Source organism: Streptomyces sp. RK9 (genome assembly GCF_045070545.1).
In the GTDB taxonomy this organism is placed as follows: Bacteria; Actinomycetota; Actinomycetes; order Streptomycetales; family Streptomycetaceae; genus Streptomyces; species Streptomyces alboflavus.
Genome location: NZ_CP173705.1, coordinates 344,916 through 360,026, shown reverse-complemented (window position 1 = coordinate 360,026; position 15,111 = coordinate 344,916). Strand labels below are relative to the sequence as shown.

The following is a 15,111-nucleotide window of genomic DNA, read 5'->3' as shown; positions in this document are numbered from 1 at the left end:
GGGAACCGCGTCCGGGGCCGGTCCTGCGGCCTCGAACGCCTTGGCCCACACCTTCGCCGTGGAACGCGCGCGTCGGATCGCCGCGCGGAGCGGTCTTGGCGCCTCGCCCGCGCGGGCGAGGGCTCCCTCGGGCGGGGGAGGAGCGGGGGGATGCGAGGAGCGCGGGGGCGGTGCTGGAGTGGCGCTGGGGTGGCCCTCGCGGTCAGCGGGCCGGGGCGGTGTCCGGTCCGGGCTCCGTGCCGCCCGGCCGGCCCGGCTCGCCCGGTTCGCCCGGTTCGCCCGGTTCGCCCGGTTCGCCCGGCTCTCCTGGTGCTCCCGGTTCTCCGGGGACGACGAGACCGCTCTCGTACGCGCAGATCACCGCCTGCACCCGGTCGCGCAGCGCCAGCTTCGAGAGCACGTTGCTGACGTGCGTCTTCACGGTGTGCTCGCTCACCACGAAGGCCGCCGCGATCTCCGCGTTCGACAGGCCGCGCGCGAGCAGCCGCAGGGTCTCCTCCTCGCGCGCGGTGAGCACGGCGAGGCGTTGCGCGGGCGACGACGTGACGGACTGCGTCGTACGGCCGCGGCGCACGAAGTCGGCGACCAGGCGGCGCGTCACGGACGGCGCGAGGAGCGAGTCGCCCGCCGCGACGACGCGCACCGCGTGCACCAGGTCGTCGCGGCGCACGTCCTTGAGCAGGAAGCCGCTCGCGCCCGCGTACAGGGCGTCGTACACGTACGCGTCGACGTCGAACGTCGTCAGCATGACCACCCGGCACGTGGACTCCGCGCAGATCGCGCGCGCCGCGTCGATGCCGTCCATGACGGGCATCCGGATGTCCAGGAGCGCCACGTCCGGGGTGTGCCGGCGCACCGCGTCGAGCGCCTGGGCGCCGTCGCCCGCCTCCGCCACCACCTCGATGTCGGGCTGCGCGTCAAGGATCATCGTGAAGCCGCTGCGGACCAGCTCCTGGTCGTCGGCCACCACTACGCGGATGCTCATGCGTCAAGGATGCCGTGGGCAGCGTCACGGCGACACGGAAACCTCCGCCCGGTACGGGTCCGGCCTCGGCCGCGCCGCCGCAGGCCGCGGCGCGCTCGGCGATGCCCACCAGGCCCTGGCCGCCGGGGCGTTCACCCTCGGCGGGTGTCGCCGCGAACGGCAGGGGCCGTGGGCGCGGGCCCGGGACGGGGGCGCTGCCGGGGACGGTCCCGTCGGCCGGGGCGAGGGTTCCGTCGGCGGTGGGGCGGGCTCCGTTTCCCTTGGCGCGGGTCCCGTCGTCCGTGGCACGGGCCCCGTCGTCCGTGGCGCGGGTCCCGTCGTCCGTGGCGCGGGTCCCGTCGTCCGTGGCGCGGGTCCCGTCGTCCGTCGTGCGCGCCCCGTCGTCCGTGACCGTGAGCCTCAGTTCGTGCGGTGACCAGGCGAGTTCGAGCACGACCCGGGCGGCGCCCGCGTGCTTGAGCACGTTGGTCAGCGCCTCCTGCGTCACCCGGTACGCCGCGACCTCCACGTCCGCCCGCAGCGCGACCGGCTCCCCGGTGACCCGCGACTCGACCGGTATCCCGGCGCGTTCGACGTCCCGCACCAGCGACGGCAGCGCGCCGAGCGTCGGCTGCGGCCCGCGTTCCGCCGCCGCGCCCGCCCCGGCCCCACCCGCGCCCTCCGCGTCCCGCAGCACCCCGAGGATCCGCCGCAGCTGCGCCATCGCGTCCCGCCCCGACGCGCTGATCGCGTCGAACGCCGTGATCGCCCGCTCCGGATCGGCCCGCACCACCACGGGCCCCGCCTCCGCCTGCACCACCATCAGGCTCACGGCGTGCGCGAGGACGTCGTGCATGTCCCGGGCGATCCGCGCCCGCTCCCGCGCGGCCGCCCGCGCCGTCTCGGCGGCCCGCTCCCGCTCCAGGCGCCGGGCCCGGTCCTCCAGCGCCGCCGTGTACGCCCGCTGCACCCGCGCGAGCACCCCGAACCCGTACGCGGTGACGAAGCTGAGCAGATGGAAGGCGTACTCGAACGGCTCGGCCCGCTCCCGGAACGTCATCGTCGCCGTCGAGGCGACCAGCCACACCGCGAGCACAAGGCGCCGCTGCACGGGCCGCCCGACCAGGGCGACCGTGTACAGCGCGACGAGCCCGCCGTACGCCACGTCCGGCGGCGGCTGCCGGTACACCGCCATCGCGGGCGTGAACAGGCTGACGAGGAACACGGCCGTCATCGGCGTCCGCCGCCGCCAGGCCAGCGGCACGGCCGTCCCCGCCGCGAGCAGATAGCCGACCACCGAGAGCCGGTCGTCCTCCCCGTCGTCGGGGAACACGAACTGCAGCGACACGGCGAGCAGCACGAGGGCGGCGAGTGCGGCGTCCACGACGTACGGGTGCCTGCTGAGGGCGCGCCAGCGCGTGCGGATCAGGGTGCGGAGGCTGTGCGAGAGCTGGAGGGGGTGCTGGGGCAGGTCGTGGTGCGGCATACGGCGGCTCCCGGGCGGAGGCGGCTGCCAGTATCGCCGGGGGCGCCGGGGCGCGTCCTCGCCGGTACGGGGGAGATGGCGGGGGCGGTGGATCGGTGGGGCGGGGGATGCGGCGCCGGCTCACCCGGGGCGCGGCTCAGCACCGCCGGTACACGTGGCCCTTCTCCCCGGCGGGGAGCACGTCCCGGTCGCGCAGGACGATCGACAGCTCCTTGCCCCAGCGGCGGCACGCGGCGTCGTACCCCTTCGTCTCGTACTCGATGTCGAAGACCCTCCCGTCGTACGCGGACGAGAACGGCTCGCACTCGTCGTACTGCCCGCACTCCTCGACCACCGCGAAGTCGAACCCGATGCCCTTGCCGAGCAGTTCGGCGGTGTTCTTCTGCGCGACGGCGAGCCCCTGGTCGTGCGCCCGGCGGACCAGGAGCCGTGCGAACGCCGTCGCGTCGGCCGGGTCGAGGCGGTCGTCGGAGCGGGCGTAGGAGTCGAGGTTGTCCGGCTCGACCGCGTCGAAGCCGGAGCGCGCGCAGCCGTCGATCCAGCCGCCGACGACGCCGAGCAGCTCCTTGCGCTTGGCGGCGGTGGAGATGTCGAGCAGCGGCTCGTCCCAGTCCTCGTCGATCACCGGGGCGCCGTCGTCGTCCCGCAGGATCAGGCCGGGGTGCTTGTCGTCCCACCAGGCGGCGGCCTTCTTGCCCGGCTGGGCCTGGAAGGCGTTGACGTAGCAGATGTTGTAGCGGCCGGGGGCGGGCTTCGCGGAGCGGTCCCGGGAGACGGCGCGGACGCCGTCCGGGGGCGGGTAGGGGCCGCCCAGTTGGTAGTCGAAGGGGGTGTTGGCGCCGGGCTTGCGGGGGGTCTTCTCGGGGGCGGTGGTGTGGCGGTCGGTGGGCCGGTCGGCGCCGCGGTCGGTGCTCTTGTCGGCGGTGGAGCAGCCCGTGAGCACCGCGAGGACGGCGGTCAGGGCGAGGGCCAGGCGGGTGGTGCGGGGCGTGCGGGGCATCCGGCCGTCCTGTGTTCCGTGCGGGTGGTTCGGGGGTGAGGTGTGCTGCGGGCTGTGCGCTGGGGGCTGTTCGGGGGTGAGGCGCGCTGCGGGTCGTTCGGGGTGAGGTGCGCTTTTAAGTGTGCGCTTGATGACGCTGTTTGGGGAATTCCCGCTGGTTAGGCTCGTCACAGGGAATCCTCAACGCCAACTCCACGCCATTATGCGGCCGCCGGGAATTCGGTGCGTGTCGTGTGCAAGCGCAGACCCTTCCGTCTGCGAGGAAAGGGGTCTGCTGTGAACGGCCAAGCCGTCGCTCCGTCCTACGGGCAGATACTCCAGCTCGACGAACTCCTGCAGAGCGCGCGCGTGCACGACGACGACGTGGACAGCGTGCTGTTCCTGGCCACGCACCAGTCGTGCGAGATCTTCTTCGCCGTGATGCTGCGGCATCTGGAGGCCGCGCGGGCCGCGCTCGACGCGGGTGACGGACGCCTCGCCGCACGGCGGGTCGCGCCGCTCCCCGTCATCGTGAGCACGCTGGTGCGGCAGTTCGACGGCCTCGCCACCCTCACCCCGGCGGCATTCGACGCGATACGCACGGAGCTGGGCAGCGCCAGCGGATTCCAGTCCGCGCAGTTCCGCGAGGTCGAATTCCTCTGCGGCCTGCGCGACCCGCGCTATCTGAAGACCGACGGATTCACCGAGGGCGACCGGGCCCGGCTGCGCGCCCGCCTGGAGGAGCGGTCCGTCCAGGAGGCGTACCGCGACTTCGTGGCGGGCTGCGCCGACCCGGCCGTCGTCGAGCAGGTCCGCGGCGCGCTCATCGACTTCGACGAGGCCCTCGCCATGTGGCGGGCCCGGCACGCGGTCCTCGCCGAGCGCTTCCTCGGCGGCGCGACGGGGACGGCGGGCTCCGACGGCGCCTCGTATCTGTGGCAGGCGGCTCGGCGCCGGGTGCTGCCGGAGGTGTGGGCGGTGGTGTCGTGAGGGGGGCCCGGGACGTGCCCCGGACGGCGGGTGAGCGGCGGGACCTCGACCGGGAGTTCTCCCCGAGCTCCCTGGTGGACGACCTCGGCGCCCACTTCGACCGGTACGCGGCCGACAGCGCCCGGGCCCGCGCCACCCTGACCGTCCACCGGGACCTGAGCTGCGGCCCGCTGCCCGAGCAGACCCTCGACTACTTCCCCGCGGCCGACGCGGGCGCCCCGCTGCTCGTCTTCGTGCACGGCGGCTACTGGCAGGAACTCAGCAAGTCCGAAGCCGCCTTCGCCGCCCGGGACTTCGTCGCCGCGGGCATCGCGTTCGCCGCCCTCGGCTACGGCCTCGCGCCCGCGCACTCGATGCGGCAGATCACGGCGGCGGCGGGCGAGTCCCTGCGCCGCGTCTGCACGGGGCTCGGCGAGCTGCCGGGGGCGCCGGGCGCGGTCCATCTGGCCGGGCACTCGGCCGGTGCGCACCTGGTGGCCTCGGCGTTGCTGGACTCCGGTGGCTGGGAGCGCGTGGGCACGACCGCGTCCGCCGCGGTGTCCTCGGCCACGCTGATCAGCGGGGTGTACGACCTGGAACTGCTGCGGCACACGTACGTCAACGACGCGCTGGGGATGGACGCGGGGGAGGCGCGGGAGTGCAGTCCGATGCGGCGGCTACCCGGGGCCGGTGGGTTGCTCCCTGAGACCGGGGGACCGCTCCCCGGGGCGGAGCCGGGCGGCCTGGACCTGCCTCCGCTCGTCGTCGCGCGCGGTGAGAACGAGACCAGTGAATTCGCCCGCCAGCAGCGGGAGTTCGTGCGACGGGCCCGTCTCGGCGGTGCCGAGGTGACGGATCTCGTGGTCCGTGGGCGCCATCACTTCGACCTTCCCTTCGACTTGGGTGTCACGGCGAGCGAACTTGGCGCGGTTGTGCGCCGGGTGATCTGTTCGAGGGGACCCGTAAGGGGCGGATCGGGGTGGGGTGGGGGACAGTCCGGATCCGGTGGGCGGGGCGGCGCCGGGACACTCGAATCATGAAGCCACTGACCTCCATCGGCGCCCGCAGGTCCGCCACTTCGGCGCCCCTGCTGCGGCTGTTCGTGATGTCGGGGATCCTCACGGTCCTGCTGACGCGGGCGTTCCTCGCGCTCGCCGGATATCCCAAGCTGGGCAGCAAGGACCCGGACGCCACGGTGCACATCTCGCACATGCTGTGGGGCGGCCTGCTCATGGCCGTGAGCCAGGTCGCCCTGCTCGGGCTCGCCGGACGGCGGCTGCGGACCGCCGCGGCCGCGGTCGGCGGCATCGGCTTCGGCCTGTTCATCGACCAGGTCGGCAAGCAGGTGTCGAACGAGGGGTATCTGTACGCCCCGGCGGCAGGACTGATCTACCTCAGCTTCGCGGTCCTGGTCGTCATAGCCTGGCGCGCGGACGACGGGGCGCCGGGCGGCGACCGGGGCGACGGCGCCGAGGCCACCCGCTCCTCCCAGGCGGCCGAGCTGCTGCTGCACGGCGTGGAGGACGGCCTGACGGCGGCCGAGACGGCCAGGGCCCGGGAACTGCTCGAAGGGTCGCCACGGGAGACCGACCGCGCGCTGCTGCGGACGCTCGGCACGCTGCCGCTGCGGGAGCCGAGGCCCGCCGCGTGGCGCGGGACCTGGGACGCGCTGTCCGGCCGGCTCGGCGGCCTCGCGGACCGTGCGGGCGTGGTCCGGGCGGCGGTGGTCCTCGCGGTCCTCTTCGGCTTCCTGCGCCTCGGCCGCCTCGCGGCCAGCGGCCTCGGCGGCCCGGAGAGCGAGCGCGAGTGGAACGCCCTGGTGGTGGCCCTGGCCTGCGCGACCGTCACCTGGGGGCTTTATGTGTACGCGGTCCGCAAGCTGCGCCGCGACCGCCGCGCGGCCTTCCGCGCCCTGCGCACCGGCGTCCTCATCGACCTGCTCCCCGGTCAGGTCCTGAACTTCACGATCCACCAGTTCTCGGCCGTCCAGGACCTGCTCCTCGATGTGCTGCTGCTCGCGGTGGTGACGGCGGAGCTGCGCCGGATCGCGGTGGCGGAAGGGACGGAGAGGGCGGAGAGAGCGGGGAGGGCAGGGACAGCAGGAACAGCAGGGACAGCAGGAACAGCAGGGACAGCGGGGACAGCGGGGACAGCGGGGAGGCCAGGCGGGTCGGCCCGGGCGGACCTGCGGCCCGACACGACGCGCGACGCGCGGCACGCCACGAACGACCCGCGGCACCTCATCAAGGTGCGGGCGACCAGCGGCGCCGGGGATGTCCCGGCGTCATGACCGGGCAGGGCCCGGACCGATGACAGGAGTGGAGTGACGATGGTGACGTCGACCGTGTCGTCAGTGGCACACCCCAGCATGCTGTCCGGCGCGGTGCGCCGGGTCGAGGCCGACTCGGTGGTGCGGATGGTGCGGGACCACGCGCGGCTGCGGCCGGACGCGGTGGCCGTGGAGTCGGCAGGACAGTTGGTGACGTTCCGTCAACTCTGGTGCGGAGTCCTGTCGGTGGCGGCAGGTCTGGAGGAGGCGGGGGTCGGCCCGGGCGACCGGGTCGCGCTGTGGGCCGACCGTTCGGCCGGGGTGGTGACGGGGGCGCTGGCGGTGATGGCGCTGGGTGCCGCGTATGTGCCGATCGACCCGGCGCACCCCGGCGACCGCACCGCGGCCGTCCTCGCGGGCGCCGACCCGGCGGCGCTGCTGCACGACGGCGGCCCGTCGGCGGCCGGGCTGCCGCAGGTGCGGGTGCCCGTGCTCGACGTGCGGGAGTTGCTGGCGGCGGGCGCGCGGGGCGCGGCGGGCGTGACGGGTGCGGCGGGCGCCGGTGCCTCCGTGGGCGGGCCGGGTGCCGTGGCGCCGCCGGAGCGGGCGCTGCCGGGCCCGGAGGACATCGCGTACGTGGTGTTCACGTCCGGCTCGACGGGTACGCCCAAGGGCGTCATGGTGCCGCACGCGTCCCTGGCCAACTACGTGTCCTGGTGCGGTGAGCTGGTCGGCGGGGGCGGCGTCGGCAGTCCGCTGTTCGCGAGCCTCGGCTTCGACCTGGCGATGACGTCGCTGTGGGTGCCGCTGGCGCGGGGGCTGCGGGTGGTGACGGTGTCCGGGCTGCACGACCAGGAGACGCTCTTCGGCGCCCGCGAGGACCCCTACACGTTCGTGAAGCTGACGCCGTCGCACGCCCGCTTCTTCGACGTCCTCGCGGAGCCGCCGCGGTACGACCGCGCGACGCGGCTGCTGATGTTCGGCGGCGAGGGCCTCGACCCGGCGCTGATCGCCTCGCTCGGCGACCGCGTCGACGGAGTGCGCCTGGTCAACCACTACGGCCCGACGGAGACGACGATCGGCTGCTGCGCGTACGCCTTCGACAGCGCCCACGTGCCCACGACACCGACGGTGCCGATCGGCGCGCCCGCCTGGAACACCCGGGCGTACGTGGTCGACGACCAGCTGCGTCCGGTGGCCCCGGGGCGGCCGGGCGAGCTGGTGATCGCGGGCCGCGCGGTGGCCGCCGGGTATCTCGGGGGCCGGGACACCGGCGGGAAGTTCCTCGACGAGCGGGAGCTGGGCGGCGCCGCGGGCCGGGCGTATCGCACGGGGGACATGGTGGAGCTGCTGCCCGAGGGCGCCCTCCTCTATCTGGGCCGCGGCGACGACCAGTTGAAGGTCAACGGCCACCGCGTGGAGCTGGGGGAGCTGCGCCACCACGTCCTGGCGGTGCCGGGGGTGGCCGACGCGGCCTTCGACATAGTCCGGGGGCCGGTGGACGCGCTGGAACTCTTCATACGCGTCAAGGACGCCTCCGTCCTCGCCTCCTCCGCCCCCGCCCCTGCTTCCGCGTCTGCCTCCGCCGCCGCCCCCACTTCCGCCGCCGACCGGTCCCACGCCCCCGACTTCACGGACACGGTCAGGGACGCCCTCGCCGAGAAGCTGCCGTCGGCGCTGGTCCCGGAGTCGGTGCGGGTGGTCCCGGACATCGTCTTCAACGCCAACGGCAAATGCGATGTGGCGGCGACGCGGCGCCAGTTGGACCGGGGCATATGAGCCGGTCCGGCGGCTGAGGACGAGGCCGGAGGCCGATGGCCCCGCCCGTGTCCGCCGAGCCCCATCAGGCGGACGTCAGAACCTTGTCAGAGCCGTGCCGAGAACATGAAGGTACGGGCCAAGAGCGCGCACAGCGGGACCAGGCGCCAGGCCCCCCACCCGACGACTCGGTTACGGAGTGTGCGACGTGTCGAACCCCTTTGAGGACCCGGACGGATCCTTCCTCGTGCTGGTGAACGACGAGGGCCAGCACTCTTTGTGGCCCGCGTTCGCCGAGCGTCCTGAGGGCTGGACGGTGGCGCTCGGCGAGAGCCCCCGGGCGGACGCCCTCGCCTACGTCGAGGCGCACTGGACCGACATGCGTCCGCGCGGCCTGCGCGCGGACGCCGACACCGCCGCCGCCTGACAGCCGTCGGCCACCGGACCTTGAGGAGTACTCGTGGGCATGGCGATTCGGGCGGAGGGTCTGCGCAAGCGCTACGAGCAGACCGAGGCGCTCGGCGGAGTCGACCTGGAAGTGCCGAGCGGAACGGTGCTCGGCCTGCTCGGGCCGAACGGCGCGGGCAAGACGACGACCGTGCGGATGCTGGCGACGCTGCTCGAACCGGACGGCGGCCGCGCCGAGGTCGCCGGGTTCGACGTGGTGCGCGAGGCGCGTGAGGTGCGGCGCAGGATCGGCCTCGCGGGGCAGTACGCCGCCGTGGACGAACACCTCACGGGCCGCGAGAACCTGGTCCTCATCGGGACGCTGCTCCACCTCGGCCGCGGTGCGGCCCGGCAGCGCGCCCACGACCTGCTCGACCGCTTCGACCTGACGGCCGCGGCGGACCGCCCGGCGCGGACGTACTCCGGCGGGATGCGGCGCCGCCTCGACCTGGCCGCGTGCCTGGTCGCGACGCCGTCCGTGCTGTTCCTCGACGAGCCGACGACGGGCCTGGACCCGGTGAGCCGGATGGCGCTGTGGAACGTGGTGCGTGAGCTGGTCGCGGACGGGATGACGGTGCTGCTCACCACGCAGTACCTGGAGGAGGCCGACTTCCTGGCCGACCGGATCACCGTCATCGACTCCGGCCGTGTCATCGCCGACGGCACGCCCGACGAGCTGAAGCGCAAGGTCGGCGAGGAGCGCCTCGAAGTGTCGGTGGCCCGTCCGGACGGCCTGGCCGCCGCGGTCGCCGCGCTGCGCGGGGTCTCGGCCGGCGAGCCGTCCGTGGACGCCGACGGCGGCCTCATATCCATCGCCCTGAGCGACGGCACGGGAGGCCTCGCCGACGCGGCGGTGGCGCTGCGCCAACAGGGCGTGGAGGTCGCCGACTTCGCGCTGCGCAGGCCGACCCTGGACGAGGTGTTCGTGACGCTCACGGGCAGGTAGCCGGCGCGACGGCCTGAACAGCGGGGGCACGCCGGGGGCGGCCTGGTCCGCCACCGGCTCCTCCCCGACCGACCTCTCTCTTCTCTCTCTTCATTCTTCTCATTCTTCGCGCGGGACCCACACGGGACACGGGACACGGGGCACGCGGACACCTGGGGGCATCGCCATGCAACGAATCCACTTCACCGCCGCGGACTTCGCGCGGACGCGACTGAAGACGACGGCCGGGCCGCTGGCGGAGACGGCGTTCGCCTGCGGGCTGCTCGGCCGCGGCGTTCCGGCGCCGTTCGCGCGCTGGCGCGGCCAGGCCGGCAAGGCGCTGGCGCAGCGGCCGGGACTGCTGGCCGGCACGGGTGACCTGGACTCCCTGCTGCGGAGCATCGAGCGTTCCGACCGGGCGATGAGCGGTGAGCTCCTGGACGCGGCGGCGCCGGTCCCGCAGCTGCCGGCGCAGGAGGCGGCCGGGGACCTGTCGCAGCTGTGGAAGGCGGTCGTGGCGCCGTACTGGGACCGGATCGTGGCCTATCTGGAGGCCGAGTGCGACGCGCGCGGCCGGGTCGTGATGGCGGGCGGCGTCGAGCTGCTCCTCGCCACCCTGCACTCCAAGATGACGTGGAAGGCGCCGGTCCTGGAGATCCACGACGGCCCCGACGAGGACATCTACCTCGACGGACGCGGCCTGGTGCTCACGCCCTCGGTGTTCCTGAACCACCGCGCGGGCCGCGTCACCCGCAAGCTCGGCGAGAACAGCCCGGTCGTCCTGGCCTTCGCCACCCCGCCCGACGCACAGCAGGCGGCGGCCCTGTGGGACGAGCCGGACTCCGAGGAGAGCGCCCAGAGCCTCGGCGCCCTCGTCGGCCAGACCCGCGCCGCTGCCCTGCACGTCCTGCGCGCCAGCTGCACCACCAGCCAGCTCGCCGACCGCCTCGGCATCTCCGCCGCCGGAGCCAGCCAGCACACGGCGGTGCTCCGCCAGACCGGCCTCATCACCACCCGCCGCATCCGCAACACGGTCCTGCACACCCTGACCCCCCTCGGCGTGGCCCTCCTCAAGGGCATGACCACCCGCCCCGCCCCGGCCGAGCACACCGCCCGCCGCCGGAGCCCCCAGTCGGCCCGCCTCCGCGTGGTGGACGCCATACCCGCCCAGCGGGCCGTCCGCCACGCCTCGTAAGCCGCACCGCACCCGCACCCGTTGCCCGAAGCCGAAGCAGCCCTCCCCGAGGGCTGCTTCGGCGTTTCCGCTCTTTTCGCGTGCAGCACCGGGGACGGGCGCTTCCGCCCTCCCCGCGCGCACCACCGGGGATGCCTCTCCGCGCGTACCACCGGAAACGCCTCCCCGCGCGCACCACGCGGGGCCTCCCCACACGCACCACTCGGGGCCCTTGCGTTCACCGCTGAGGGCTCGTGCGCGCACCGTCGGCGCCCTCGCGCGTACCACCGGGGCCTTCCCGGCGCGTACCACCGAGGCCTTCCCGGCGCGTACCGCCCGGGCCCTCCCCGCGCGCGTCGCCGGGGCCTCCCTGCGTACCGCCCGGGGGCCCTCCCCGCGCGGACCACAGCGAGGCCCCGCCCGTACTACCGAAGGCCGCCGCGGAGCACCCCCTCCCCTCGCCCGCAAAACCGAAGACCCGGCACACGCACGTTCGCGTGTGCCGGGTCCTGCCGAGGCCAGGGGCCTACTCCCGTACGCCCACCGCCTCCACCGGCCGGTTCCGCAGGACCGTCAGGGCCGAGACGAGGGTGGTCGCCAGGGTCAGGGCGAAGGCCGCTCCGACGACGACGGCGAAGATCCACGGGGAGCCCTCGGGGGTGGCCGTGCCCAGGACGCTCAGGCTGAGGGGGACCAGGGTCAGGGCCGCGACGAGGGAGCCGAGGAGGATGCCGGCCAGGGAGACCAGGGTGGCCTCCATCGCCATCATCTGCATCACCTGGCGGCGGGTCGCGCCGATCAGGCGTTGCAGCATGAACTCGCGGCGGCGTTCCGTGGTCGCCAGGGCCTGGGTGTTGACCAGGGCGATCACCGCGTAGCCGACGACCACGCCGAGGACCAGGTACGCCATCCAGGCCTGGGTGTCGTCCTGTTCGGCCTGCGCGGCGGCCAGCGTGTCGCGGGTGGTGACCCGCAGGCCGGGCTGGTCGCCGGACAGCGCGGAGAGGGTGGCGGTCAGTTCGGCGCGGTCCGTACCGGGCTCCGCCGTCACCATGATGCGCGGGATCAGGCCGGAGTCGGTGTGCTCGGCGAGGAACGCGGCGGGCAGCAGCGCCGTCTCGTACCCCCGCTCGCCCTTGACCGTGGCCACGAGCTTGAGCTTGACCAGGCTGCCGTCGCCGAGCCGCATCGGGACCATGTCGCCGACCTTGTGTCCGTCGGTGTAGCGGGTGGGCAGGGCCACGGACTCGCCGCGCAGCGCGTCGAGGCTGCCCTCGGTCGCGCGGAACGCCGTCGTCTTCGTGATGCCCTCCGGCGTGACGCCCGCGAGCGCCATCTCGGGCGGGTCGGCCGCGCCCTCACCACTGTCGGCGGTGGGCTCGACCGGTGTCCTCGGCTCGACGTACCCCATGCTGGAGACCTGCGCGGACGCCGCGGCCACGCCGGGCTGGCGGCGCACCTTCTCCACCATGTCCAGGGGCAGGCCCCCGGCGTCGGACGTCACGGCCAGGTCGGCGCGCAGGCTGTCGTCGAACGCCCGCTCCGCGCCCCGGGAGTTGGTGGTCTGCATGTAGATCAGGGCGATGGCCAGGCCCGTGGCGAGCATCACCGGCATCACCGCGCCGGCGAACCTGGCCGTGCGCGCCTGCGAGTTGAGCGTGGCCAGGCGCCCGGAGAGCCCGGACAGCGAGCGCAGGGGCCGGAAGAGTCCTCGTGTCATCGCCCGCGCGAGCACCGGACCGAGCAGCCCGAACCCGGCCGTCCACACCATCGCCGCCGGCGTCGCCGCCCCGGCCGCCTTCGGCCCGTCCATCCCGGCCGTGACCACCGCGAGCGCGGCGCCGCCGCCGAGGCAGAGCACCGCGAGGACGATCCGCGGCCAGCTGAACCAGCTCCGTTCCAGGCCCGCCTCGGCCAGCGCCTCCGTGGGCCGGGTGCGGGCCGGGCCGCGGGCCGCGATGAACGCGGCGCCGACCGCCGTGACCAGGGCCGTGGCCGCGCCCGCGATCAGCGGGAGGCTGCCCGGGTGGAACTCCATGGTGTCCGGTACGACACCGGCGGAGGCGAACGCGTCGAGCAGGACGCGGCCGAACTGCGGGCCGAGCGCGCAGGCCAGGGCCGTCGCGATGACGGTGAGCAGCAGCGTCTCGCCGAGGATCAGTCGGCGCAGCTGCCCGGGGGTGGTGCCGATCGCGCGCAGCAGCGCCATCTCGCGCTGCCGCTGCTGGATGGACAGGCCGAGGGTGCTCGCGACCACGAACACGGTGACCATCGCGGCGAGTCCGCCGAAGGCCGCCGCGAGGGCGACGAGGTCGTCGCCGCCGGAGACGATGTCGGGGTTCTCGGCGCGGCCGCGCTCGGCGCCGGTGAGGACGGTGAGGGCCGGGGTGTCGAGGGTCTTCTCGACGGCCTTCGCGACCTGCCCGGCGTCCGCGCCGGACCGCGGGAACACCCCGATGACGTCGGCCTTCCCGGGACGGGCCGAGAGCTCGGCGGCCCGCGCGTCGGAGAGGAAGACCGTGCCGGAGCCGCCGTCGCCCCGGGCGAGCCCGGACAGCGTGAAGTTCTGGGTGCCGCCGCCGACGAGGAGCCGGACGCGGTCGCCCGGCTTCAACCCGGCCTGCCCGGCGAGGCGTTCGTCGAGGACGACCTGGCCCGGCTTCGAGGGCGCGGTGCCCTCGCTGACGCGGTACGGGGTGAGCCCGGCGGAGGACCAGCCGTGTCCGGTGACCTTCGCCGCGGCCCGCTTGCCGTCGGCGGACGCGAGCGCGGCGGGGAACGACACGTCCGGCACCGCCCGGGCGACGCCGTCGACGGACTTCAGCTTCTCGGCCAGCTTCGCGTCCACGGGGACCCGCTCGACGAACGGCTCCTCGCTCTGCGTACCGAGATAGCGCTGGTCGGCGCTGACGAGGATGGGCGCGGCGGCGAGCCGCTGGGGCTCGGCCGTGCTCTTCAGGGCGCTCTGCAGGAGTCCGCCGCAGCCGACGACGATCGCCGCGCCGAAGAACAGCGCGATGAACGAGGCGAGGAAGCCGTTGCGGTGATGGCGCAGGGTGCGCAGGGCGATCCTGATCATCGCAGGCCCTCCCAGGCGGGCGCCTGCACGGAGGTCCGCGAGGACGACCGCACGGCCCGCCCGCCCGGCGCCGCCCCGGCCCCGAGCGCGCTTCGCTCCGCGCCCGGCCCGGCCGCAGCCGGAACGGCCCGCTCCGAACCCCACGCCCCCAGATGCGTCATCCGCTCCGCCACCTGGTCCGGCGTCGGCTGCTCCAGGGAGCTGACGATGCGGCCGTCGGCGAGGAACAGGACGCGGTCGGCGTGCGCGGCGGCCACCGGGTCGTGCGTGACCATCACGATCGTCTGCCGCGCCCACCGCACGGACTCGCGCAGCAGGATGAGGACTTCGCGGGCGGTGTGCGTGTCCAGGGCGCCGGTGGGCTCGTCGCCGAAGATGACGGCGGGCTTGGTGACCAGGGCCCGCGCGATGGCGACGCGCTGCTGCTGGCCGCCGGACAGCTCGCCGGGCCTGCGGCCCCGCATCCCGGCGAGCCCGACCCGCTCCAGGACCTCGTCCACGGCGCCCCGCTCGGCCTTGCGGCCCGCGAGCCGCAGCGGCAGCGTCACGTTGTCGAGCACGCTGAGGGCGGGCAGCAGGTTGAAGGCCTGGAAGATGAAGCCGATCCGCTCGCGGCGGAGCTTGGTCAGCGCGCGTTCCTTGAGGGTGGACAGCTCCACGCCGTCGAGCCGCACGGAGCCCGACGTGGGCCGGTCCAGGCCAGCGGCGCAGTGCAGGAAGGTGCTCTTGCCGGAGCCGGAGGGCCCCATCACCGCGGTGAAGGTGCCCCGGTCGAGGCCGACGGACACGCCGTCGAGGGCGGCGACCTGGTTCCTCTGGCCCTTGGCGCCGCCGTAGACCTTGTGCACGGCGTCGAGCGTCACGACTTCCTGGGGGTCGGGGCTTGTGGTCCCGCTCATGAATGACGTCCTTCGTGGGAAGCGAATGGGCTTGTGGCGGGTCGCGGAGCGTGGCTCGGGCCGTGGCCGAAGAGGCGGGCGGGGGCCGGGCAAGCGGGCGCGCGCCGGTCATGTCATGGTGCCCAGGGCGGACGTGCCCCGGGAAATACCATTCGCCGCGCC

Annotated in this window: 12 protein-coding genes; 7 read left to right on the top strand and 5 right to left on the bottom strand. The window is 74.6% G+C overall.

The genetic code is table 11. The features are described from left to right. Nucleotides 1-202: 202 nt before the first annotated feature. The 3 genes from AB6L24_RS39060 to AB6L24_RS39050 form a co-directional block, all read right to left on the bottom strand. On the bottom strand, nucleotides 203-985 hold the full coding sequence (locus tag AB6L24_RS39060; protein ID WP_405664206.1) for a response regulator: 783 nt from the start codon (nucleotides 983-985) through the stop codon (nucleotides 203-205). Continuing rightward, the gene (locus AB6L24_RS39055; RefSeq protein ID WP_405664204.1) at nucleotides 918-2,450 is read right to left on the bottom strand and encodes a sensor histidine kinase; all 1,533 of its coding nucleotides are present in this window, start codon (nucleotides 2,448-2,450) and stop codon (nucleotides 918-920) included. The genes AB6L24_RS39060 and AB6L24_RS39055 overlap by 68 nt, the downstream gene beginning before the upstream one ends. Nucleotides 2,451-2,586: 136 nt before the next feature. Continuing rightward, entirely contained in the window at nucleotides 2,587-3,450 is an 864-nt protein-coding gene (locus tag AB6L24_RS39050) for an endo alpha-1,4 polygalactosaminidase (RefSeq protein ID WP_405664202.1), read from the bottom strand. A gap of 276 nt (nucleotides 3,451-3,726) precedes the next feature. Here AB6L24_RS39050 and AB6L24_RS39045 point away from each other — a divergent pair, with 276 nt between their 5' ends. The 7 genes from AB6L24_RS39045 to AB6L24_RS39015 all read left to right on the top strand — a co-directional run bounded on the left by AB6L24_RS39045 (nucleotide 3,727) and on the right by AB6L24_RS39015 (nucleotide 10,992). Then, nucleotides 3,727-4,419, top strand: coding sequence for a tryptophan 2,3-dioxygenase family protein (locus AB6L24_RS39045; protein WP_405664200.1), 693 nt, complete (start codon nucleotides 3,727-3,729; stop codon nucleotides 4,417-4,419). Nucleotides 4,420-4,433: 14 nt separating this feature from the next. After that, nucleotides 4,434-5,438 (top strand): alpha/beta hydrolase, encoded by a 1,005-nt coding sequence (locus AB6L24_RS39040; RefSeq protein ID WP_405664198.1) that lies wholly within the window; start codon nucleotides 4,434-4,436, stop codon nucleotides 5,436-5,438. After that, on the top strand, nucleotides 5,435-6,688 hold the full coding sequence (locus tag AB6L24_RS39035) for a hypothetical protein (protein ID WP_405664196.1): 1,254 nt from the start codon (nucleotides 5,435-5,437) through the stop codon (nucleotides 6,686-6,688). The genes AB6L24_RS39040 and AB6L24_RS39035 overlap by 4 nt, the downstream gene beginning before the upstream one ends. A gap of 63 nt (nucleotides 6,689-6,751) precedes the next feature. Continuing rightward, complete coding sequence (locus tag AB6L24_RS39030; protein ID WP_405664194.1) at nucleotides 6,752-8,446, top strand: amino acid adenylation domain-containing protein; 1,695 nt, start codon at nucleotides 6,752-6,754, stop codon at nucleotides 8,444-8,446. A gap of 187 nt (nucleotides 8,447-8,633) precedes the next feature. After that, a complete protein-coding gene (locus tag AB6L24_RS39025; RefSeq protein ID WP_405664192.1) occupies nucleotides 8,634-8,852 on the top strand; it encodes an MbtH family protein in 219 nt (72 codons plus the stop codon). Nucleotides 8,853-8,891: 39 nt separating this feature from the next. Beyond that, nucleotides 8,892-9,818, top strand: coding sequence for an ATP-binding cassette domain-containing protein (locus tag AB6L24_RS39020; RefSeq protein WP_405664190.1), 927 nt, complete (start codon nucleotides 8,892-8,894; stop codon nucleotides 9,816-9,818). Between the two features lie 166 nt (nucleotides 9,819-9,984). Then, nucleotides 9,985-10,992 carry an ArsR/SmtB family transcription factor gene (locus tag AB6L24_RS39015; protein WP_405664188.1) on the top strand — a complete coding sequence of 336 codons (1,008 nt, stop codon included), beginning with the start codon at nucleotides 9,985-9,987 and terminating at the stop codon, nucleotides 10,990-10,992. 505 nt (nucleotides 10,993-11,497) lie between these two features. On the opposite strand, the gene AB6L24_RS39010 is transcribed toward AB6L24_RS39015, so the two are convergent. Further along, on the bottom strand, nucleotides 11,498-14,050 hold the full coding sequence (locus AB6L24_RS39010; protein WP_405664186.1) for an FtsX-like permease family protein: 2,553 nt from the start codon (nucleotides 14,048-14,050) through the stop codon (nucleotides 11,498-11,500). After that, on the bottom strand, nucleotides 14,047-14,949 hold the full coding sequence (locus tag AB6L24_RS39005) for an ABC transporter ATP-binding protein (RefSeq protein ID WP_405664184.1): 903 nt from the start codon (nucleotides 14,947-14,949) through the stop codon (nucleotides 14,047-14,049). The genes AB6L24_RS39010 and AB6L24_RS39005 overlap by 4 nt, the downstream gene beginning before the upstream one ends. Between the last annotated feature and the right edge of the window lie 162 nt (nucleotides 14,950-15,111).

Coding starts and splice junctions, on each gene's coding strand:
- AB6L24_RS39060 (WP_405664206.1), bottom strand. CDS start 985: ATGAGCATCCGCGTAGTGGTGGCCGACGACCAGGAGCTGGTCCGCAGC.
- AB6L24_RS39055 (WP_405664204.1), bottom strand. CDS start 2,450: ATGCCGCACCACGACCTGCCCCAGCACCCCCTCCAGCTCTCGCACAGC.
- AB6L24_RS39050 (WP_405664202.1), bottom strand. CDS start 3,450: ATGCCCCGCACGCCCCGCACCACCCGCCTGGCCCTCGCCCTGACCGCC.
- AB6L24_RS39035 (WP_405664196.1), top strand. CDS start 5,435: ATGAAGCCACTGACCTCCATCGGCGCCCGCAGGTCCGCCACTTCGGCG.
- AB6L24_RS39020 (WP_405664190.1), top strand. CDS start 8,892: ATGGCGATTCGGGCGGAGGGTCTGCGCAAGCGCTACGAGCAGACCGAG.
- AB6L24_RS39015 (WP_405664188.1), top strand. CDS start 9,985: ATGCAACGAATCCACTTCACCGCCGCGGACTTCGCGCGGACGCGACTG.
- AB6L24_RS39010 (WP_405664186.1), bottom strand. CDS start 14,050: ATGATCAGGATCGCCCTGCGCACCCTGCGCCATCACCGCAACGGCTTC.
- AB6L24_RS39005 (WP_405664184.1), bottom strand. CDS start 14,949: ATGAGCGGGACCACAAGCCCCGACCCCCAGGAAGTCGTGACGCTCGAC.